This is a genomic window from Mycobacterium sp. 852014-52450_SCH5900713 (genome assembly GCF_001667075.1).
In the GTDB taxonomy this organism is placed as follows: Bacteria; Actinomycetota; Actinomycetes; order Mycobacteriales; family Mycobacteriaceae; genus Mycobacterium.
The window spans coordinates 136,521-156,355 of record NZ_LZIL01000050.1; the positions used below are offsets into that span (position 1 = coordinate 136,521).

General features: G+C 67.4%; 17 protein-coding genes and 1 pseudogene. 10 read left to right on the forward strand and 8 right to left on the reverse strand.

Translation table 11 applies throughout. From position 1 onward, the window contains the following. Positions 1-576 (reverse strand): TetR/AcrR family transcriptional regulator, encoded by a 576-nt coding sequence (locus A5773_RS14825; RefSeq protein ID WP_066957804.1) that lies wholly within the window; start codon positions 574-576, stop codon positions 1-3. Between the two features lie 93 nt (positions 577-669). On the opposite strand from A5773_RS14825, the gene A5773_RS14830 reads away from it, so the two are divergent. Then, positions 670-2,010, forward strand: a complete 1,341-nt coding sequence (locus A5773_RS14830) for an oxygenase MpaB family protein (protein WP_066957498.1) — start codon at positions 670-672, stop codon at positions 2,008-2,010. On the opposite strand, the gene A5773_RS14835 is transcribed toward A5773_RS14830, so the two are convergent. The 4 genes and pseudogenes from A5773_RS14835 to cobF all read right to left on the reverse strand — a co-directional run bounded on the left by A5773_RS14835 (position 1,991) and on the right by cobF (position 4,403). Beyond that, positions 1,991-2,740 carry an SDR family oxidoreductase gene (locus A5773_RS14835; protein WP_066957500.1) on the reverse strand — a complete coding sequence of 250 codons (750 nt, stop codon included), beginning with the start codon at positions 2,738-2,740 and terminating at the stop codon, positions 1,991-1,993. The two genes, A5773_RS14830 and A5773_RS14835, sit on opposite strands and share 20 nt — an antisense overlap. Positions 2,741-2,781: 41 nt before the next feature. After that, a complete protein-coding gene (locus A5773_RS26540; protein ID WP_231989271.1) occupies positions 2,782-3,249 on the reverse strand; it encodes a zinc finger domain-containing protein in 468 nt (155 codons plus the stop codon). Between the two features lie 153 nt (positions 3,250-3,402). After that, a pseudogene (locus tag A5773_RS26545) lies at positions 3,403-3,645 on the reverse strand (DNA-formamidopyrimidine glycosylase family protein); the annotation flags it as partial. A gap of 5 nt (positions 3,646-3,650) precedes the next feature. Beyond that, on the reverse strand, positions 3,651-4,403 hold the full coding sequence (gene cobF / locus A5773_RS14845; RefSeq protein WP_066957504.1) for a precorrin-6A synthase (deacetylating): 753 nt from the start codon (positions 4,401-4,403) through the stop codon (positions 3,651-3,653). 120 nt (positions 4,404-4,523) lie between these two features. On the opposite strand from cobF, the gene A5773_RS14850 reads away from it, so the two are divergent. From A5773_RS14850 to A5773_RS14865, 4 genes are all read left to right on the forward strand, one after another. Beyond that, positions 4,524-5,429 carry a diiron oxygenase gene (locus tag A5773_RS14850; RefSeq protein ID WP_066957506.1) on the forward strand — a complete coding sequence of 302 codons (906 nt, stop codon included), beginning with the start codon at positions 4,524-4,526 and terminating at the stop codon, positions 5,427-5,429. Positions 5,430-5,680: 251 nt separating this feature from the next. After that, positions 5,681-6,658 (forward strand): DUF4873 domain-containing protein, encoded by a 978-nt coding sequence (locus A5773_RS14855; protein WP_231989272.1) that lies wholly within the window; start codon positions 5,681-5,683, stop codon positions 6,656-6,658. 438 nt (positions 6,659-7,096) lie between these two features. Next, entirely contained in the window at positions 7,097-7,861 is a 765-nt protein-coding gene (locus tag A5773_RS14860) for an STAS domain-containing protein (protein WP_066957808.1), read from the forward strand. 89 nt (positions 7,862-7,950) lie between these two features. After that, on the forward strand, positions 7,951-8,817 hold the full coding sequence (locus A5773_RS14865; protein ID WP_067265444.1) for an LLM class flavin-dependent oxidoreductase: 867 nt from the start codon (positions 7,951-7,953) through the stop codon (positions 8,815-8,817). Between the two features lie 7 nt (positions 8,818-8,824). Here A5773_RS14865 and A5773_RS14870 read toward each other — a convergent pair whose 3' ends face one another. Then, complete coding sequence (locus A5773_RS14870) at positions 8,825-9,631, reverse strand: enoyl-CoA hydratase/isomerase family protein (RefSeq protein ID WP_066957510.1); 807 nt, start codon at positions 9,629-9,631, stop codon at positions 8,825-8,827. 75 nt (positions 9,632-9,706) lie between these two features. Here A5773_RS14870 and A5773_RS14875 point away from each other — a divergent pair, with 75 nt between their 5' ends. Beyond that, the gene (locus A5773_RS14875; protein WP_066957512.1) at positions 9,707-10,624 is read left to right on the forward strand and encodes an SAM-dependent methyltransferase; all 918 of its coding nucleotides are present in this window, start codon (positions 9,707-9,709) and stop codon (positions 10,622-10,624) included. On the opposite strand, the gene A5773_RS14880 is transcribed toward A5773_RS14875, so the two are convergent. Next, the gene (locus A5773_RS14880) at positions 10,621-12,558 is read right to left on the reverse strand and encodes a fumarylacetoacetate hydrolase family protein (protein ID WP_066957514.1); all 1,938 of its coding nucleotides are present in this window, start codon (positions 12,556-12,558) and stop codon (positions 10,621-10,623) included. The genes A5773_RS14875 and A5773_RS14880 overlap by 4 nt on opposite strands. After that, complete coding sequence (locus tag A5773_RS14885) at positions 12,555-14,825, reverse strand: ATP-dependent DNA ligase (RefSeq protein ID WP_067265448.1); 2,271 nt, start codon at positions 14,823-14,825, stop codon at positions 12,555-12,557. The genes A5773_RS14880 and A5773_RS14885 overlap by 4 nt, the downstream gene beginning before the upstream one ends. A gap of 126 nt (positions 14,826-14,951) precedes the next feature. Between A5773_RS14885 and A5773_RS14890 the strand changes: the two genes are divergently transcribed. From A5773_RS14890 to A5773_RS14905, 4 genes are all read left to right on the forward strand, one after another. Beyond that, the gene (locus A5773_RS14890) at positions 14,952-16,469 is read left to right on the forward strand and encodes a mannitol dehydrogenase family protein (protein ID WP_066957519.1); all 1,518 of its coding nucleotides are present in this window, start codon (positions 14,952-14,954) and stop codon (positions 16,467-16,469) included. Further along, positions 16,466-17,323 carry an HAD family phosphatase gene (locus A5773_RS14895; protein ID WP_066957521.1) on the forward strand — a complete coding sequence of 286 codons (858 nt, stop codon included), beginning with the start codon at positions 16,466-16,468 and terminating at the stop codon, positions 17,321-17,323. Before A5773_RS14890 ends, A5773_RS14895 begins: the two co-directional genes overlap by 4 nt. 120 nt (positions 17,324-17,443) lie before the next feature. Continuing rightward, positions 17,444-18,856 carry a mannitol dehydrogenase family protein gene (locus tag A5773_RS14900; RefSeq protein WP_066957523.1) on the forward strand — a complete coding sequence of 471 codons (1,413 nt, stop codon included), beginning with the start codon at positions 17,444-17,446 and terminating at the stop codon, positions 18,854-18,856. Then, positions 18,853-19,764 carry a carbohydrate kinase gene (locus tag A5773_RS14905; protein ID WP_066957525.1) on the forward strand — a complete coding sequence of 304 codons (912 nt, stop codon included), beginning with the start codon at positions 18,853-18,855 and terminating at the stop codon, positions 19,762-19,764. The genes A5773_RS14900 and A5773_RS14905 overlap by 4 nt, the downstream gene beginning before the upstream one ends. The last annotated feature ends 71 nt before the right edge of the window (positions 19,765-19,835 follow it).

Here is a 19,835-nt window from a genome sequence, read left to right on the forward strand (position 1 = left end):
TCAGCCCGTTCGGCTCATGACGTCCGAGCCGAGCCGCCGCACGAAGGTGCGCAAGCGTTCCACGGTCGCGGTCTGCGGCTCACTGAGGTGCAGCTGCAGCAGTTCGCGTCCGGCGGCGTGCAGGATCCGCGCGGTGTATTCGGGGTCGTGCACGTGGGGATTGGTGCGCAGCAGTTCGGTGACGAAGAACTCCAACACGACGGCCTGCGATTGGGCCAGCCGCGCATACAACTCCGGAGGAGCGCCCTGCGGCGGGAACAGGAACAGCCGCCACGTTGCCGGGTGGGCGTCAACCGCGGCCAGCACGCCGTCGAACGCAACCACCAGCGACTGGTCCCCGGCGACGGCGTCCAGCCCGGAGACCGCCTCGGCGAACTGGGCGCCGGCCCGGGCCGCCTCACGGTCGATCAGCGCGATGAACAGTCCCGCCGGGTCGCCGAACAGCTGATAGATCAACGACCGGTTGATGCCGGCCGCCTCGGCGATGCGGTTGGGCGTGGCCGCGTGAAACCCCTCGGCATCGACGATCGCGTGGGTGACGTCGAGGATCTGCTCGCGCCGGCCTTCGGCGGTCATGCGCCGCTTCGGGTTGCCCGCGCTCATGCTTGACAGCATAACTAACAACTTGTGAGTATTTACTCACGAAGTGTTAGTTACTGGGAGGCAGCGATGGTCACGTACTACCCCGAACTCGCCGAGCGAGTCCGCAGCCAGCGCGAATTGCAGCCCGCCCTGTATGGAGACTTCGACTTCGACCGGCGGCCCGATCGTCTGGCCACGGAGCCCGACGTCGAGTCGGCCCTGCCCGCCTGGATCGCCGACCGCGCACCGATCCTGGAAGACGACCGCGTGGTGGAGCTGATGAGCACGGCCACCCTGCTCGGCGACGTCGTCGCCGATCCCTATGCGGCACTGATGGCTTCGCACAGCGTCGTTCAGCTGATCGACATGCTCAAGACGGCCTGCCGAGAGGGAATCGAGGCGGTGCCCGACGCGCCCCCGGAGCTGGTTTCGTTCATCGCCGCCATGGAGGCCACCCCGGAGTGGATCGACTTCGATCTGGTCCGTGAGGGCGCCCGCCAAGAGCGGATCCCCGCAGCGCTGCTGGCCCCCTTCATCACACGGGGGGCCTTCATCGCGACGTTCACCAACACCTACGCCGCGCTGCCGATGGCCCTCACCGGCGCACTCTCGGGCAAGCGGGCCGCCCGGCGGGTAAACGAGACTGCCAGTTTCTTCGCGGTCACCACCCTGCCCGGTGCGCTGGACCGTTTCGGCCCCGGTTTCGAGGCGGCCGCGATGGTCCGGCTGATGCACTCGATGGTCCGCTACAACGCCCTGAAGAAATCCGACAAGTGGGATGCCGCCGTGTACGGCATGCCCGTGCCGCAGGTCGACCAGATGCCGGCCGGCATGATCGGCCAGTACCTGTTGGCGCGCAAGGCGCGCCAACAGGGCCGGACGGAGTTCACCGCCGAAGAGCGCGCCGTCGTCGAATTCGCCAGGTACCGCTGCTTTTTGCTCGGCCTGCCGGCGGAACTGTTGCCGGCCGAACCGGCCGACATCATCCACGTCATGCACGCGCGCTCGGCACTGCTGCGCGACGGATTCGACAGCATCTGCCAAGAACTCGTCCGCGGCACGATGGCGGCCTACCTGCGCCCCGATACCACCCTGTTCGACCGTTGCGCCGAAGCGGTCGAAAAGAGTTTCAGCAAGCTCACTTTCGTTCGCACCTTCTGCAATGGAAATCGTGAGATCGCCGAGGCCATGGGCGTCTCAATGGGGCCGACTGACCTCGTGCGCGTCGCCCTCACCGCGCCCTTCATCATCGGGCGTTTCACCGCCGTGAGCCACGCCAGCCGCATCCCGGTGCTTCGGGACATCACCGACGCCTACGTCATCGGGCTCCTCAAGCTACGGCTGGCGACCTACGGGAAGCCCGAATTCACCAGCGACGCAGCGCATTACACGCCGGTACCGCACCCACTCAGGCGAACCACTTGGTGAGCGGGGGCGGCAGCACCCGCATCACCTGCACCAGCGGCGCCCACGGCCACCACGGGACCGCCGCCCGGCCGGGCTCACGCTCCATGGCGGCGACGAGTGCGTTGACGCCGGTCTCGTTGTCCACCATCAACATTGTGCTGTTCGACTTGGCCGTCATCTCAGACTCGATATAGCCGGGCTCGATGACCGAAACCTTGATGGGTCCCTTGGCATATTCGGCGCGCAGCGATTCACCCAGCGAACTCAACCCGGCCTTGCTCGCGGCGTACGCGGCCTTGACCCCGGGCACTCCCCTGTTGCCGAGCACCGACGAGATGAGCACGAGGTGGCCCGAACCGGCGTTGTTGAACATCTCCAGCGCGGTCTCGATCTGCACCAGTGCGGCCACCAGGTTGGTCTCGAGGGTCGCCTTGTTGGCCCACAACTTGCCCGAGCCCAGCTTCGCGCCCTTGCCGATGCCGGCGTTGACGATGACCCGGTCGATGCCGCCGAGCTCGTCGCTGAGTTCGCCGAACACCTTCGGCACCTGCTCGTGATCGTTGACGTCCAGTGCCGCCACAGCGATCTTGATGCCCGGGTACTGTTGCGACAGTTCGGCTTTCAGCTCGTCCAGCCGGTCGGTGCGGCGCGCGCACAATGCCAGGTCGCGGCCCTTGGCGGCGAACGCTCGCGCCATGCCGGCGCCCAGGCCGGAACTGGCACCCGTGATGAGGATCTTCTGACGAGTCATCCGGGCAGCATATCGACAGGTGTCAAGTCGCGGGCCGTCGCCTACTTGAGCAGCCGTGACATCCGCCGGTCGGCCAGCACCTTGCCGCCGGTCTGGCACGTCGGACAGTATTGAAAAGACTTGTCCGCGAAGGAAACTTCACGCACGGTGTCCCCGCATACCGGGCAGGGCAGGCCGGTGCGGGCATGCACCCGTAGGCCGGAGCGCTTCTCGCCTTTGAGCGTGGCCGCCCCCTGGCCCACGGACCGGCTCACCGCGTCGCGCAGGACGGACACCATCGCGTCGTGCAGCGTGGTGAGCTGCTCATCGGTCAGCTTGCCCGCGGTGGCGAACGGCGAGATCTTCGCGACGTGCAGTATTTCGTCGCTGTACGCGTTGCCGATGCCGGCGATCACCTTTTGATCGGTGATGACCGTCTTGATCCGCCCGGTGTTGCCGGCCAGCAGGCCGGCGAGATCGTCGACGCCGAGCTCCAGCGCGTCGGGGCCGAGGGCGGCGATGCCGGGCACGGATTGCGGGTCGGCGACGAGCCAGACGGCCAGCCGCTTCTGGGTGCCGGCCTCGGTCAGGTCGAAGCCGGGCGCCTCGCCGGGCGTACCCAGGTGCACGCGCAAGGCGATCGGGCCCTTGCCGGGGCGCAGCGGCGCCGCGGCCAGCTTGTCCGACCACCGCAACCACCCCGCCCGGGACAGGTGGGTGATCAAGTACAGCTCTCCGGCCTGCAGCCCGACATATTTGCCCCACCGGTGGGCCCCTGTCACGGGCTGGCCGTGCAGCGCGCCGAGCGGCGGGTCGAAGGTTTTCAGCACAGAGAGCGCGCCGACGTCGACGCGCCCGATCGACAGGCCGACGGCATGGCGGCGCAGATGGTCGGCGAGGGCTTCGACCTCGGGGAGTTCGGGCACGCCCTTCAGTCTGCCGGTCTGAGTAAATAGGTGTCCATGATCCAGCCGTGCCGCGCGCGCGCCTCGGCCCGCAGCGCCGCGATGCGCGTGGCGACCTCTCCGACGGTGCCCGCCACCAGCAGCTCGTCGTCGGTGCCCAGGTAGGCGCCCCACCAGATGCGGGTGTCGGGCGGGCACACCCGAAAGGAGCACTCGGCGTCGAGCATGACCACCGCCGACCCGGTCAACCCGTGCGCGCGCAACTGTCGACCGGTCGTGATGAGCACCGGTTCCCCGACCTCGTTGAGCGGGATGCGGTGCCGGGCCGTCAGCGCCTGGACCGCGGTGATGCCGGGGATGACGTCGAAGGTGAACTCGAGCTCGGCGGCTTCGGCCTTGATGGCCTCCAGGATGCGCAGCGTGCTGTCGTACAGCGACGGGTCGCCCCAGGCCAGGAAGGCGCCGACGCCATCGGGCTCCAGCTCGGCGGCGATGGCTGCCGCCCAGACCCGCGCCCGCGCCGCGTGCCAGTCCGAGACGGCTTCGCGGTAGTCGGAGTCGGCCGACCGTTTGGGGTCGGGCAGCTCGACGAAGCGGTAGCCCGGCTCGCGGATGAACCGGGCGCAGATCTCGCGCCGCAGCGCCACCAGGTCGCTCTTCGCCTCGCCCTTGTCCATCGCGAAGAACACCTGGGTGTCGTTGAGCGCCTCGATCGCCTGAACGGTCACGTAGTCGGGGTCGCCGGCGCCGATGCCGATGACGTGGATGTGCCGGCCCAAGAAACCTCCTCGTTGCTTGCTTCAGATTGCCGAATCGAAACCTCAAGGGCCTAGTCGGGACCAAAAGTACCCAGTACCATGGGTACCGTCTGAAGCACCCAATGAAGGGACGCCAGCACCATGACTTCCGCGGTGAAACCAGGTGGGCCGAGTCGTGAAGAGTTCTCGGAGCGGCTGCTCAGGGGCTCGGTGAAAAAGTCCTACGAACCGATCGTCGACATCGACTGGGACGCCCCGCTGGATCCGGACAAGTTCTACCTGCCGCCGCGGCTGGTGTCGCTGTACGGCACCCCGATGTGGGACGAGATGACCCGCGAGCAGCAGATCGAGCTGTCCCGCCAGGAGCTGGTCAACACGCTCTCGGCGGGCATCTGGTTCGAGAACATGCTCAATCAATCGTTGCTGCGGACCATCCTGCACGAGGACCCCACGAGCCGGTCGACCCATTACAAGCTGACCGAGCTGGGCGACGAGACCCGCCACATGGTCATGTTCGGCAAGGCCATCGAGCGCATCGGCGCAAAGCCGGTGCGGCCCAGGCTGTTTCACCGGATGATCATCAACGCGCTTCCGCTGGCGTTTCAGCGCGGCTCGATGCTGTGGGTGGCGGCGCTGATCGGCGAGGAAATCTTCGACTCATTGCAGCGGCAGATGATGGACGACCCGGAATTGCAGCCGATCATCCAGCGGCTCATGCGGATTCACGTCACCGAGGAGGCGCGCCACATCCAGTTCGCCCGCGACGGCGCCCGCAAACGCGTGGCCGAAATGCCCCGGATGAACCGCTGGTTCATGGCCAACATCAACGGGCTGGGCGGATACTTCTTCAACTACCTGTTCAGCAATCCGATCCCGTACGCGCGCACGGGCCTGGACCCGAAGCGGGCGCGACGAATCGCGCGGACCAGCCCGCATCGCCGTGAGATGCAGGTCGCTGGTTTCGCCCCGCTGGCGGCGTTCCTGTCCGAGGTGGGTCTGCTGGGTCCCATCGCCCGCCGTGGCTGGAAGCGCAGCAGGTTTCTGTGACGCGGCCGCGCGGCCTCGATGAGCCCCGCCATCCCGTAGCCATCTTGGGCGCACACCCCGTCGCAAGCGCGGCATTGTCGGCGGCCGGCGTCACCGACTATGTGGTCCTGGACGGGCCGGCGTCGGCGGTACAGGCAAGGTTCGACGACGTCACGGATAGCTGGCTGCTGACGACGTCCGCGGGCGAGGATGTGCGGGCGCGTGCCGTGATCGCCGCCGATGGGACGCCCTTCGCCCCCTGGCTCCCGGACATCGCGGGCCGCGACCACTTCCTGGGCGCGTCGTTTCACGCCGCCGCCTGGGACCCCGACTTCGATCCGTCCAGTAAGCGCATCGCGGTGGTCGGCACCGACACCGCCGCCGGTCACCACCTCGGCCGGCTGATCGAGGTGGCGGCGTCCGTCACCGTCTTCGCCCACTCGCCCCGCCGGGTGGTCACCGAACTCCCGCTGTGGCCAACCCGGGCCACGCGCTGGCTGCGTCGCCGCATCCGGCCACCCGCCGCAGGCCCCCGCGTCAAGCTGGCCGGGTCGGCGATCGAGGCGGTGACCGCATCAGGCATCCGCGCCGGCGATGGCGCCGAGCACCGCGTCGACGCCATCGTCTACGGCACCGGCTTCTCGATCCCCGAAGAGCCGTCCGATCGCACGCTGATCGGTGCCGGCGGGCTGACCATCCGGCAGGCCTGGCACGACGGCATGGAGCCCTTCTACGGCGTGGCGGCTCGCGGCTTCCCCAACTACTTCTTCATCACCGGGCCCGACACCGACGCGCGGGTACGCTACATCGCCGACTGCCTGCGACTGATGGACCGCACGGGCAGCACCCGCATCGAGGTGCGCGCCAGCAGCCTGGGGGTGTTCAACGAGCGGGCCCAGCTCACAGCCGACCAGGCTCCTCCGGTGGCATCCGCCTTCGACCTGTCGGCCAGCGCGCCCGAGCGCGGCGACACCTATGACGGCGCGGCAACGCTGGAAATCGGCGGCGCCAGCCATCCGGTGCGGGTCCGGCTCACCGGGCACCTCGACCCGATCGACGGCCGCTACCACTGGCAGGGAACGGTATTCGGTTCGCCATCGCGGCCACTGCCGGACGAGGCGCTCAGGCAAGCGCGGACCGCGACGTTGACGGTGGGCCGGCGCCGCGCCCCCGCGCGCATCGTCGAGCAGACGCCGTGGGGGACGCACTCGGTCGCCGGAGTGGGCGCCCCGCCCTACGCCCCCAACTGATCGACTGCTTTCCGCTGCTCATCGCGCTATTTCTTCGAACACAAGGCCGCGTTTGGGGGCAGCCGGTAGGTGGTAAACCCGGGGGGTGCGCGCGCAGCGCGGCGAAGTCGAACAATGTGTTCGGCGCGGTAGAGGCGGGGGCCTCGAACGGGTGGGGACTAGCACGCGCCTCACTCATACCGGGCCGCCCGTGGCGTGTGCCCCGGCCGCGCCCCCGGTGGGCCGCGATTTCTGGCGGCGTCCAACCCGGTCGACCCGAATTAGACTTTTGCCGCCGAGGGCGGATACTCAAGCAGTTGGCCCGGCAGAAATTCGAGGAGCAGCGATGAAACCGGACGACAAGACCCAGCTGGAAAGCCGGATTGCGACGTCGCCTCCGTTTCGGACACCGTGTGCGCCTCGACTTGCCGGGCCCGCGAAGGCGAAGGGGTTGCGGTGGTGAGCTCGGTAGCTGAGTCCCCCAGCTCGCTGGCCGTCGCGACGCGGACGGATCAATCGGTGGCGATTTTGACCGTCGACGGCGTGCTCGACACCACCAACTCGTCGGCGCTCCGCGACCACATCCTGCAGGCCACGCAGGGCGAGCCTGTCGCCGTCATCGTCAACATCTCCGCGCTCAAGGTGCTCGCCGAATTGGCGTGGTCGACCTTCATCGGCGCGCACTGGCAGGTTCGCGGCAACCCCAACGTTCCGATCGTGCTGGTATGCGCGCACCGCGGGACACGCGAGGCGATCACCCGCAGCGGCGTCGCCTACTTCATGCCGGTCTACTCGACCGAGAAGGCGGCGATGAAGGCGCTCGGTCAGCAGAGCCGGCGCGCCGTGCGCCGTGCCGACGCCCAGCTGCCCGCCGACCTGACCAGCCTGCGCGAATCGCGTCGCCTGGTCCGCGAATGGCTCACCGCCTGGTCGCAATCCACACTCATCCCGGTCGCGTTGGTTGTGGTCAACGTGTTCGTCGAGAACGTGCTGGAACACACCGCGAGCTTCCCCGTAGTGCGGATCGAGAGCCATGGCGCGACGGCCACCATCGCGGTATCCGACGGCAGCCACGCCCCGGCGGTGCGGCTGCCGTCGCCGGCGAACGGCATCGACGTGTCCGGCCTGGCCATCGTCGACGCGTTGTCGCGCGCGTGGGGCAGCACGCCCACCGCGTCCGGCAAGACGGTGTGGGCGGTCATCGGGCCCGAAAACCAGCTCTGACGCCTTATTGTGCTGGGAACCCGGGCACGGGTAGAACTAGAACACGTTCTAATCTCGTGTGACGACCCGTTTCCAGGAAGGCAGATGACGTGCGGTTCACCTACGCGGAGGCGATGACCGACCACAGGTATTACATCCCGCTGGCCCAGGCGGCCGAGGCTGCCGGGTACCACGCCATGACGATCGCCGACAGCATCGCCTACCCCTTCGAATCCGACTCGAAGTACCCGTACACCCCCGACGGCGATCGCGAGTTTTTGGACGGCAAGGAGTTCATCGAAACCTTTGTGCTGACAGCGGCATTGGGGGCGGTGACGACGAAGCTGCACTTCAACTTCTTCGTCCTCAAGCTGCCCATCCGGCCGCCGGCGCTGGTGGCCAAGCAGATCGGATCGTTGGCCGCGCTGACCAACAACCGGGTGGGCTTCGGTGTCGGCACCAGCCCATGGCCGGAGGACTACGAACTGCTGGGCGTCCCGTTCGCCAAGCGCGGCAAGCGCATGGACGAATGCATCGAAATCATTCAGGGGCTTACCAGCGGCGACTACTTCGAATTCCACGGCGAGTTCTACGACATCCCGAAGACCAAGATGACGCCGGCCCCCACCGAGCCCATACCGGTGCTGATCGGCGGGCATGCCGACGCCGCGCTGCGGCGCGCGGCCCGGCTGGACGGCTGGATGCACGGCGGCGGTGACCCGGAAGAACTCGACGGTCTCATTGCCAAGCTCAAGCGATACCGCGAAGAAGCCGGCAAGACCGGGCCGTTCCAGATCCACGTCATCTCGGCCGACGCGTACACCGTGGATGGCATCAAACGGCTCGAAGACAAGGGCGTCACCGACGCCATCGTCGGATTCCGCATCCCCTACATCAAGGGCAACGACACCGAGCCGCTGGAGAACAAGATCCGCAACCTCGAGATGTTCGCCGAGAACGTCATCGCGAAGGTCTAGCCAACGGTCACAGCGGATCCCACTTCGGAGCCCGCTTCTCCCGGTGCGCCTTGGCCGCCTCGGCCGGGTTGTTGGTGAAACCGCTGAGGATCTGGGTGCGGTTCTCGATCTCGATGGCATGCCGCAAGCTAGGCGCGTCCAGTGCCGCGTTGAGCCCGATCTTGGTCTGCCACACGCCGTAGGCGTTGTTCTCCGCGATCGACCGGGCGACCTTCAGCGCGGCCGTCATCAGCTGGTCGGGGGCAACCACCTCGTGCACCAGCTTGATGCGGTAGGCCTCGGCCGCGTCGATGATGCGGCCGGTCAGCATGAGTTCGCGAGCCACTCCCGCGCCGACGATCTTCGGCAGCAGATAGCTGGTGCCCATGTCCATCGACGAGAAGCCCGCCTTGATGAACGCCGAGGAGAACCGGGCCTGGTCGGAAGCGACACGGATGTCGGAGACCAGTGCGAACGCCAGCCCTCCCCCGACGGCGACGCCGTTGACGGCGGCGATCACCGGGATGGGCAGCTCGTAGATCCGGGTGAACAGTTCGGCCAGGCGGACCTGGGAGTCGTAGTTGACCTTGAACGGCGGGGTCGAGGGCCTTGGGCTGGTCCACGGCTCCCCGGTGCCGCTCAAGTCGGCCCCGGCGCAGAATCCGCGTCCGGCGCCGGTCAGGATCGCGGCCCTGAACTCGCCGCCGCTGAGGGCGTCCAAGGCACGCTCCACGCCATCGATCAGCGATCCGTCGATGGCGTTCAGGCGCTCCGGGCGGTTCAAGACGATGCGGGCGATGTCGCCTTCGAGGTTTTCCAATTCCACTGCGGGCATACGAGAAACCGTAAGCGACGCGCTATTCACCGACGGGGCATACCGTGGTTTGGCCGCCACATCGAAGGAGAAACCATGGCACGAACCGAAGGTGACAGCTGGGACCTGGCCAACAGCGTGGGAGCGACGGCCACTATGGTCGCCGCGGCCAGGGCCGCCGCGAGCAAGCGTCCGCAGCCGGTCATCACCGACGACTTCGCCGAACCGCTGGTACGTGCCGTCGGGTTGGACGTGTTCAGCAAGCTGGCCAGCGGCGAACTGGATTCCGACGAGCTCGAGCGGAGCGTCGGGTTCCACCGGATGGTCGACACTTTCGCCGCCCGCGCCCGGTACTTCGATGACTATTTCGCGGCGGCCGGCCAGGCGGGGCTGCTGCAGGTGGTGATCGTGGCTTCGGGACTGGATTCCCGCGCCTACCGGCTGCGCTGGCCGATCGGCACGACGGTGTACGAGATCGATCAGCCCGAGGTGATCGCGTTCAAGGCGGCGACGATGTCCGAGATCGGGGCGGCGCCCACCGCGAAGCTTCGCGAGGTGGGGATCGATCTGCGTGACGACTGGCCGGCGGCGCTGCAGGAGGCCGGTTTCGATCCGGCCCATCCCACGGCCTGGCTCGCCGAGGGGGTGCTCATCGGATGGCTGCCCCCCGAGGCCGAGGTTCGGCTGCTGGACTCCATCATCCCGCTGTCCGCCGAGGGCAGCAGGTTCGCCGCCGACTACGGAACGGTGACCGGAACTTCGCCGGAGGCCCAGGAACAGGCCCGGGTCATGAACGAAGGCTGGCGACGGTGGGGGCTCGACATGGACCTCGGCAAGCTGTCCTACCCGGGCGAGCACACCGACGTCGCCGCGCATCTTCACGAGAACGGTTGGGACATCACCGAATCCCGGCTCACCGATCTGTTCTCCGCCGCCGGGTTACCGGAGTTGGGACAGGCCGCGCAGCGGGTTCCGGCCACCACGATCAAATTCGTGCGGGCCGTGCGGCTTTAGCCCCGCTTGGCCAGCCACTCGGCCTGCATCACCAGCAGGGCCATGACCTCCAGCTGCGGGGTGTCGGGGTCGAGTTCGCGGTAGCGCTGGTAGACGTTGACGACCACCCGCTCCGCGTCCAGCCAGGTCGCATACTCACCGAGGTCGATGGTGTCCGCCGCTTCGGACCACGACTGCCCCCGGCGGTAGGCGGCCTCAGCTTGTTCGGAGACGTGCGCGAGATACCCACGGACACCGCGGATTCCGTCCGGGTCGCTGACCGGGCCATGGCCTGGCACCACTGTCGGCGCGTCGAGCGCGATCATCGCGTCGCACGCGGCGATCCAGTTGGCGATCGGGCCGGCCCACACGATCGGGGTGCAGCCGATGAACAACAGGTCGCCACCGAAGAGGACCCCCGCGTCGGGCACATGGACCACCGAATCCGCGGCGGTGTGCGCGGGCCCCAGGTTCAGCAGTTCGACGCGCCGCCCACCCACCTCGATGGTCAGCTCACGGTCGAACGTCCGATCCGCGTTGCGCACCGTAATGCCGCTGAAGTCGAAGTGCCCGAATCGGTCTCGCGTGTAGGGGGTGGCAACCGGCCCGAGGTTCGCGGTCTGCGCCATCGCCAGCATTTCGGGCGCCATCCCGTGCGCGATCTCCTCGGCGGTGCCCTGCGCGGCGATGATCCGCACCGAGGCGTCGAGCAGCTGGTTGCCGTGGGTGTGGTCCCCGTTCGAGTGGGTGATCAGGGCGTCGGTGATAGGTGCCGACGAGGTGATATCCCGCATCGCGGTGAGCATTTCGCGCGTCAGCGCCAGGTCGAACAGGGTGTCGACGAGCAGGGACGCCCCCTCGCCGGCGACCAGCCCGGCGTTGCTCCACCCATAGCCCCCGTCCGGCAGCGTCCACGCCCACACCCGGTCGGCGACCTGGTGCAGGCCGCGCGTGTAGGGCACCTTCGCGGGCGCCCGGTTCACCCGCCGCGGGGCGGGCGCCGCGTCCGGATTGGGCCGAGCCGCCAGGGGATGCGGTGCGCCGCTGGCGCGCACGGTTTGCCGGGTCTCGCCGAGCCCCTGAACCTGGAGGGTGACGACGTCGCCGTCGTGCAGCCAGCCGGGGAACGAGTCCAGCGCCGTCGGGTTCAGGTGCTCGACCAGCGTGCAGGTCGGCACGGTGCCGGAGCCGATGACGTCGCCGGGGACGAGCGACACGCCGCGCGACGCGTAGGAGATGACTTCGCCGAAGGTCCAATCCATTTGGGCGGTCGATCCGGACCCGATCACGGTGTCGTTGACCAGGGCGGTAACCCGCAGGTCGAGCCTGCCGTCCCGCCGGTAGGGCTCGAGCTCGTCGGGCGTCACCAAGTATGGGCCCAGGGTGACGCCGCTGTCTTTGCCCTTGCCCTGCCCAATGCCGAGTTGGCTTTCCATTTGCTGCAGGTCACGCGCGGACCAGTCGTTGAAGATGGTGTAGCCGATGATGGCGCGTTCGGCTTCCTCGACCGAGAGGTCCCGCCCACCCGTTCCGATGACCGCGGCGATCTCCAGTTCGAAGTCCTGCCAAGCACTCCCGGGCGCGGTGGGGGCGTCGTCGTAGGGTCCCAGAACCGTTGCTGGGCAGGCGAAATAAAACGCCGGTATCCGGTACCAACTGTCGGCGAGCGTTCGCCCGGCGCCCAGCGCGGCCTGGCAGTTGCGCATGTGGTCCAGAAAGCACAGCGAGTCCCGGATGGACGGCGGCCGCGGGATCGGTGGCAAGAGCCGCACCGCGGCCAGGGGCACGGTGGCCGCCGGTGCGCGCAGCGCCTCCTCGCCGGCCGCGCGCAACCCGTCGGCGCCACGGCCGATCAGGCCGAGCAGCGTCACGCCGGCGGGCATCGCGTGGATGGCGTCACCGGAGAGCACCCCGGTGCGTTCACCGTCGGCGTCCAGGTAGGTCACCCATTTCATTCGCGCACCACCTCACTCGGTTCCTTATCCGGTCGCAGGCCGCGCCAGCTCGATTGGCGTAGCCGGTCATCGGGGGTCCACTCGCTGTAGCGCACCTCCCCCACCAGCACCGCCTCGACGTAGGTCACGCCCCTGGCCTCGCCGCGGGGAAGCGGTGGGGTGAAGGGGGATCGGTCGGTGTGCAGCGGCGCCAGGGTCTTCTTCAGGTTCGCCAGGTCACGTTCGGTGAACCCGGTGCCGACCCGTCCGGCGAAGTGCAGTCCGCCGTCGGTCGGAATGCCCATCAGCAGCGAGCCGATGCCGCTGCTGCGGCCGCCCTCTCCCGCCTTCCAGCCGCCGATGACGACTTCCTGGGTGTTCCAATGCTTGTCCTTGATCCAGGACGCCGAGCGTCGACCCGGCTGATAGGTGGAGTCGCGCTTCTTGGCGACCACGCCCTCCCAGCCGTGCTTGGCAGAGTGCTCCAGCGCCTGTTTCCCATCGCCCGGCAACAACTCCGGGACGATGAGGTCGCTGCCGCTCGCGAGCGTTTCCAACAACTTTCGGCGGTCCTGGTAGCGGGCCCTCAGCAGGGAACGGCCGTCGAGATACAGCACATCGAATGCCCAGAATTCCACTCGGCTGCCGCGTCCGCGGTTCTGCATCGCGTGAAAGCTCGGCACTCCTGCGGCGTCCAAGACGACGGCCTCGCCGTCGAGCACCACGTGATGGTCGGCGAGATCTGCTGCTAGCGAACCTAATTGAGGGTATTCGTTGGTGACCTCGCGTCCGCGCCGCGACCTCACCCGCAGGGCGCCGTGGTCGATTTCGACCAGCAGCCGGTAGCCGTCCCACTTGCCTTCGAAGGCCCACTGGCTCGCCTTGCGCGCCGACACCGAGCCGTGGGTGGCGAGCATGGGCGCTATCCCGTCGAAGTCGAAGACCTTCTGGTCTTTCATCCGGTGCGCCAGCCACTGGTCACCGTTGGTCTGGATCAGCGCATAGCGGCCGGAAACCTTGCTGCCATGCAGATTGACGATGACCTCACCCTTTTCGGCGGAGTCATTAAACTTCTCCGTCTCATAAGTCCCGGAGTCCCAGATGATCACCTTGCCGGCCCCGTACTCCCCCTTGGGGATGTTGCCCTCGAAGCTGCCGTACTCCAGCGGATGATCCTCGGTGTGCACCGCCAGGTGGTTCACCGAGGTGGTTTCGGGCAGGTTCTTCGGCACCGCCCACGACACCAGCACGCCGTCGCGCTCCAGCCGGAAGTCGTAGTGCAGCCGACGGGCATGGTGTTCCTGGATGACGAAGGAATTGCCCTGGCCCGTGGTCGGTTTCGTCCGGGGGACCGGCTCCGGAGTTTTCGACGCGTCCCGCATGCTGCGGTACTTGGTCAACCGGTCCGAGACGGCGACGTCGTTGTCCAGCGCCGCCAGCAGATCGCCGTCGCGCGCCACCCGGTCCAGCACCTCGTCGTAGCGCAATTGACGCAGCGACCCCGGAGCGGCGAGTTCCTCCCAAGTGCGCGGCGCCGCCACCGTCGGATGTTCGCGCCCGCGCAACGAATACGGCGCGATGGTCGTCTTCGCCCCGTTGTTCTGGCTCCAGTCCAAAAACACCTTTCCCGCGCGCAGGCTCCGGGTCATGGTCGACGTGACCAGCTTCGGCATCGACTTTTCCAGTTGCTGGGCAACCCGTTTCGCCAACACCGTCGCCCCCTTGCTGCTCACCGGCTCCGCCAGCGGTGCGTAGAGGTGCAGGCCTTTGCTGCCGCTGGTGAGCGGAAACAGGGTCAGCCCGATTCCGCCGATGAGATCGCGCACGGCATGGGCCACCTCGGCGAGCTGGGCCATGGTCACGCCTTCACCGGGGTCGAGGTCGAACACCAATCGGGTGGCGGGACCGGGCTTGAGCTCTTCCGCTTTGCTTCGGGTCCACTCGGCGACGAACCGCCATTGCGGCACGTGTACTTCCAGCGCCGCTTGTTGCGCGATCCAGGCCAGCCCTTCGGGGCTGTCGATGATCGGATACGTCGTGGTTCCGGACCGGTGCGTGACGCTCGCGCGCGGCAGCCAGTCCGGCGCCGACGAGGCCAGTTGCTTCTCGAAGAACGAATCCTGTTCGACGCCATTGGGCCAGCGTTTGCGGGTGGCCGGGCGCCCCGCGATGTGCGGGATCATCACCTCGGCGATCCGGGTGTAGTAGTCGAAGACGTCCCGCTTGGTGGTGCCGGTGGCGGGGTAGAGCACCTTGTCGGCGTTGGTGAGCTTCACCCGCGGTGCCATGGTGTCAACTTACGCGTTTGAGCAGCGATCATGGCTTCCCACCACGGATTATGTCTCAAACGTAAATTTGTGTGACGTCGATTACGAAGGCGTTAGACCCGCGGGCAGCCCGGGCACGGAGTACCGATGCGCATAATGTCCCGGCGTCCAGAAGGCGGCGTCCCCCTCAGCAATGCCACCCTGCAACTGCATTCTCAGCGAATCGCAATACCCACTTACGAGAGGTCGGCCCTGCAACGCGGTGTCGTTCACATCGGTGCGGGCAACTTCCACCGCGCACATCAGGCCGTTTACTTCGACGACCTTGCCCGCTCGGGCATTTCGCATCGTTGGGGTGTTACCGGCGTCAGCCTGCACTCCCCGGGTGCCAAAGACTTGCTGTCCGCACAGGACGGGCTCTACACCGTCGTGCAGCGCGGCCATGACGGCCAGACCGCCCGCGTGGTCGGATCGATCGGCTCCGTCCATTACGCACCGCATGACGGCGCCGCGGTCCGTGCCGCCCTGGCCGATCCCCAAACCCGAATCGTCAGCCTGACCATCACCGACAACGGATACTTCCTGAATCCAGTCACCGACGAGTTCGACGCGAACCACCCCGACGTGCGCGCCGACCTGGTCGCGTCCGATGGCTACGCCACCGCGTGGGGATATCTGGCAGAAGCTCTCGATCGGCGCCGCCGCGCGGGCTTCGCGCCATTCACCGTGCTCTGCTGCGACAACATTCCGGGCGACACCCGGCCGGCGAGAACCGCGCTGGTGTCGTTCGCCGCGTGCAAGGATCCGGGGCTTGCCCGCTGGATCGAAAAGCATGTCGCGTTCCCGTCGACCATGGTCGATCGCATCACCCCGCAAACCTCGAACTCGGAGCGCAAATTCGTCGAGCAGACGTTCGGCGTCGCCGACAGGTGTCCGGTCGTGACCGAGCCGTATCGCCAATGGGTGATCGAGGATTCGTTCAGCAACGGGCGGCCGCCGCTCGAGGAGGTCGGCGCCGAATTCGTTGCCGATGTCAGCGACCACAAGCTGATCAAGACACGTCTTCTCAACGGTACCCACATCGCGCTCGCGTGCCTGGCCACGCTGGCCGGCTACCAGCGCACCGACGAAGCGATGCGCGACCGCGTCATCTTCGATTACGTCGAGAAGCTGCTGCGCGACGAGATTCAACCGCTGCTGCCCGCAATCCCCGGAATGAACACCCCCGAATACCGGGCCACCTTGCTCGATCGGCTGGGCAATCCCCGCATGAGCGACCAATTGTCGCGGCTGGCCCGGCGGGGAACGAGCAAAATCACCTCGTTTGTGCTGCCCTCCCTGCAGGAGGCGATCGCGCAGGGTCGACCGCACACGCTGCTGATGTTGGCCGTTGCCGGATGGGCCAGGTATATGCGCGGCCACGACCTGAAGGGCCGCAAGCTGCGCCTGGACGACTCGCAGGCGATACCGGTGGCTAAGTTGGCCAACATGGCGGGCAACAACCCAGATCCGCTGCTGCGGCATGCGATGTTCGCCGAGCTGCGCGCAGTTCCCGGCTTTGCGGAGCGCCTCGGCGAGATGATTGCGCAGATCGACACGCGCGGCGTGGTGCCCACGCTGCGTGACGCGATGCGCAACGACGAACGAGAGTTGGTGGCACGATGACCGATGGGCTGACCATTGTGCGCACGTTCGACCCGGCGCCGATCACGACTTTGCTATGTGACGCCGATGACAACCTGTTCGCTTCGGAGCGGCCGGCGTTCGAAGCGTCGACCGAGGTGATGAATCGCTTCCTGGCCAGGTTCGGGGTGACCGCTCCGCTCGACTCGGAGGAGTTGCGTAAGCGGGCCGTCGGGAAGAACTTCCGCGCCATGGCTCTGGGCCTGGCGGTCCAGTGCCAACTGCCACTCGACCCCACGTTGGCCGACGGCCTGCCTGGGGCACTGGTCGCCTCAGCCGGCGACTTGGCGAGCGGCAACGCGTTGTCCGCCGACGAACTCGAGCAGTGGGTGCGCGAAGAGCGCGAACGGGTCACCGCGCATCTGGCGGTCACCCTGACCCCCGACCCGCATGTGCTGCAACCGCTGCGAGACCTCGCACCGCACTACGCGCTGGCGGCCGTTAGCTCCAGCGCCACCAAGCGTCTGCGCGCCTGCTTCGCCGCCACCGGCATCGACTCGCTGATACCGGAGGCCGTGACTTTCAGTGCGGAGGACTCGCTTCCAGTGCCGACAAGCAAACCCGACCCGGCGGTGTATCTGCACTCCGGTGAGGTCATGGGTGTCGCAGCGGAACAGGGGCTGGCCATCGAGGACTCCGTGGCCGGCGTGAGTTCCGCGGTCGCGGCCGGCTTCGCCACCGTGGGCAACCTGATGTTCGTGTTACCCGACGAACGGGATTGCCGCCGAACGGAATTGATCGATGCCGGCGCAGTCGCAATAACCGATTCGTGGCGTGCGCTTGCCGATGTCCTGCTGTTGTCGGCTGTGCCGGCCGGAGGTCCTCCCCCCGCGTAGGACATCACCTGGTCCGGGACTGGTCCGCCGACCGGGCCTCGGCCCTCGGGCCGTCATATCGTCGAGAGTGGCTGCGAGCCCGGTAACGATCCGGTCTGTGGCCCGGTGAGGAGTTGGCCAATGGTGGCTCGCGCGATCAACCTGAATAATGCGTCGCTTTCCGAACTGCCGATCGACGCGCCGAACTATGACCGCGGCAGCGTGACCGTCGGTATTGCGCATATCGGCGCCGGTCATTTCCACCGGGCGCATCAGGCTGCGTACCTCAACCTGCTGATGCAGCAGGGCCTGGCACACGACTGGGGCATCTGCGGCGTCGGGGTGATGCCCGCCGACTGGACGATGCGCGATGTCCTCAACGGTCAGGACGGCCTGTACACGTTGATCTTGGAGAATCCCAACGGCAGCCGGGATGCCCAAGTCATCGGGTCGATCGTTGACTACCGCTATGCCCCGGACGATCCGGAATCGGCGTTAGAGGTGCTCGTCGCGGCATCGACCCGGATCATCTCGCTGACCATCACCGAAGGCGGGTATCGCGACCCCGATGGGCCGGCGTTCGCGTTGATCACCGAGGCGCTCGCCAGGCGGCGCGATCGAGGAGTCCCCGCGCCGACCGTGGTCTCTTGCGACAACATCGAGAACAACGGTGAAGTCGCCAGGCGTACCGTGCTCGCCAGTGCCGAACGCAGAGATCCCGCGCTGGCCGAGTGGGTGGCAGAACATGCTCGGTTCCCTAGTTCGATGGTTGACCGCATTACTCCGGCAACGACTTTGGAGATGGCCGCGGAAGTACGGCGAGACTTCGGCGTCGACGACCGGTGGCCGGTGGTTGCCGAACCCTTCACCGCCTGGGTGATCGAAGACGACTTCGCCGATGGTCGGCCACCGCTTGAACAAGCGGGGGTGTTGATGGTCGACGACGTGCGCCCATACGAGCTGATGAAGCTGCGGCTGCTCAACGCGGGGCATCAGTGCCTGGCCTACTTCGCCCATCTGTGCGGCTTCCAGTTCGTCCACGAGGCGGCGCGCGATCCCCTCTTCGCCGAATTCCTGCTCTCTTACTTCGACACCGAGGCCATCCCCACCCTGCCGCCGGTGCCGGGAATCGACCTGCACGAGTACGGCCGCACGCTGGTCGAGCGGTTCGCCAACCCCGCCGTGCGCGACACCATCGCGCGCCTCTGCGCCTACTCGTCGGACCGCATCCCGAAATGGCTGTTTCCCGTCATCTGCGACAACCTGGCCACCGACGGACCGGTTCAATTGGCGGCCGCGGCGGCGGCCAGCTGGGCCCGCTACGCCGAGGGCACCGACGAATGGGGTAAGCCGTACGAGGTGGTGGACCAGCTCGCGGATTCGCTCATCCCGATCGCCCGGTCGCAACACCAGAATCCGACCGCGTTCATTGAGGTGACCGCCGTGTTCTGCGATCTGGCCCACCAACCGCGGTTCGTCGAGGCGTATTGCTGGGCGCTGGATTCGTTGCACAGCAAGGGAGCTCGGGCGACGTTGGAGGCTTTGGTGCGATGACCCGCGGGCTGGTGATCGGTGAGTCACTGATCGACATCGTCGACGGCGACGAGCATGTCGGTGGCAGTCCGCTCAACGTCGCCGTCGGACTCGCCCGGCTGGGCCGCGACGTCGACTTCCTGACCCACATCGCCGACGACCCATATGGCCGGCGCATTGTGGACTACGTGAAAGCTGCTGGTGCACAGCTAGTCCCGGGTAGCATTGCGGCTATCCGGACACCGACCGCGGTAGCTACCCTCGCCGAGGACGGGTCGGCGGACTACGCGTTCGATCTGGACTGGCGGCTCTCCGGCACACCAGAAGTTCCGCCACCACTGTTCGTCCATACCGGATCCATCGCCGCCGTGCGGGAGCCGGGCTGCCTTGCGGTCGCGGCGCTGATCGACACCTACCGCGTCTCGGCCACGGTCACCTTCGACCCGAACGTCCGGCCGTCGCTGATCGACGACCCGGCCTCGGCGCGAGCCCGCATCGCGCGTCTGGTGGAGCTCAGCGACGTCGTCAAGGTCAGCGACGAGGACCTGCGCTGGATCGACCCCGATCACGAACCGGAGCAGACCGCTCGAAGCTGGCTGGCGTCGGGACCGGCGATCGTGGCGGTGACGATGGGCGCCCGTGGCTCGCTGGCCCTGTGCTCGGCCGGCGAGGCGCGCGCGGCCGCCAGGCCGGTGCGGGTGGTGGACACCGTCGGCGCCGGTGACGCCTTCGCGGTCGGGCTCCTCGATGCGCTCTGGGGAATGAACTTGTTGGGCGCCGACCGCCGGGCCGCCCTGCGCAACATCCCGATCAATGTCCTCGCGGAAGCGCTCGAGGCGGCCAGCCTTTCGTCGTCCGTGACCGTGGGCCGCGCCGGGGCAGCCCTCCCCTATCGCGCCGACCTGCGGGCCCGGGCAAACCGGCCGTAGCTTCTCGGCAGGCCTCGATGCGGTCACGAGCTGCGGCGCAACGGCCCCGCGTCCTGTTAGCCGGCGAACAG

Excerpts from the sequence above, each read along its gene's own strand:
- A5773_RS14825 (WP_066957804.1), bottom strand. The coding sequence starts at position 576 with ATGACCGCCGAAGGCCGGCGCGAGCAGATCCTCGACGTCACCCACGCG.
- A5773_RS14830 (WP_066957498.1), top strand. The coding sequence starts at position 670 with ATGGTCACGTACTACCCCGAACTCGCCGAGCGAGTCCGCAGCCAGCGC.
- A5773_RS14835 (WP_066957500.1), bottom strand. The coding sequence starts at position 2,740 with ATGACTCGTCAGAAGATCCTCATCACGGGTGCCAGTTCCGGCCTGGGC.
- A5773_RS14850 (WP_066957506.1), top strand. The coding sequence starts at position 4,524 with ATGACTTCCGCGGTGAAACCAGGTGGGCCGAGTCGTGAAGAGTTCTCG.
- A5773_RS14870 (WP_066957510.1), bottom strand. The coding sequence starts at position 9,631 with ATGCCCGCAGTGGAATTGGAAAACCTCGAAGGCGACATCGCCCGCATC.
- A5773_RS14875 (WP_066957512.1), top strand. The coding sequence starts at position 9,707 with ATGGCACGAACCGAAGGTGACAGCTGGGACCTGGCCAACAGCGTGGGA.
- A5773_RS14880 (WP_066957514.1), bottom strand. The coding sequence starts at position 12,558 with ATGAAATGGGTGACCTACCTGGACGCCGACGGTGAACGCACCGGGGTG.
- A5773_RS14885 (WP_067265448.1), bottom strand. The coding sequence starts at position 14,825 with ATGGCACCGCGGGTGAAGCTCACCAACGCCGACAAGGTGCTCTACCCC.
- A5773_RS14890 (WP_066957519.1), top strand. The coding sequence starts at position 14,952 with ATGCGCATAATGTCCCGGCGTCCAGAAGGCGGCGTCCCCCTCAGCAAT.
- A5773_RS14895 (WP_066957521.1), top strand. The coding sequence starts at position 16,466 with ATGACCGATGGGCTGACCATTGTGCGCACGTTCGACCCGGCGCCGATC.
- A5773_RS14900 (WP_066957523.1), top strand. The coding sequence starts at position 17,444 with ATGGTGGCTCGCGCGATCAACCTGAATAATGCGTCGCTTTCCGAACTG.
- A5773_RS14905 (WP_066957525.1), top strand. The coding sequence starts at position 18,853 with ATGACCCGCGGGCTGGTGATCGGTGAGTCACTGATCGACATCGTCGAC.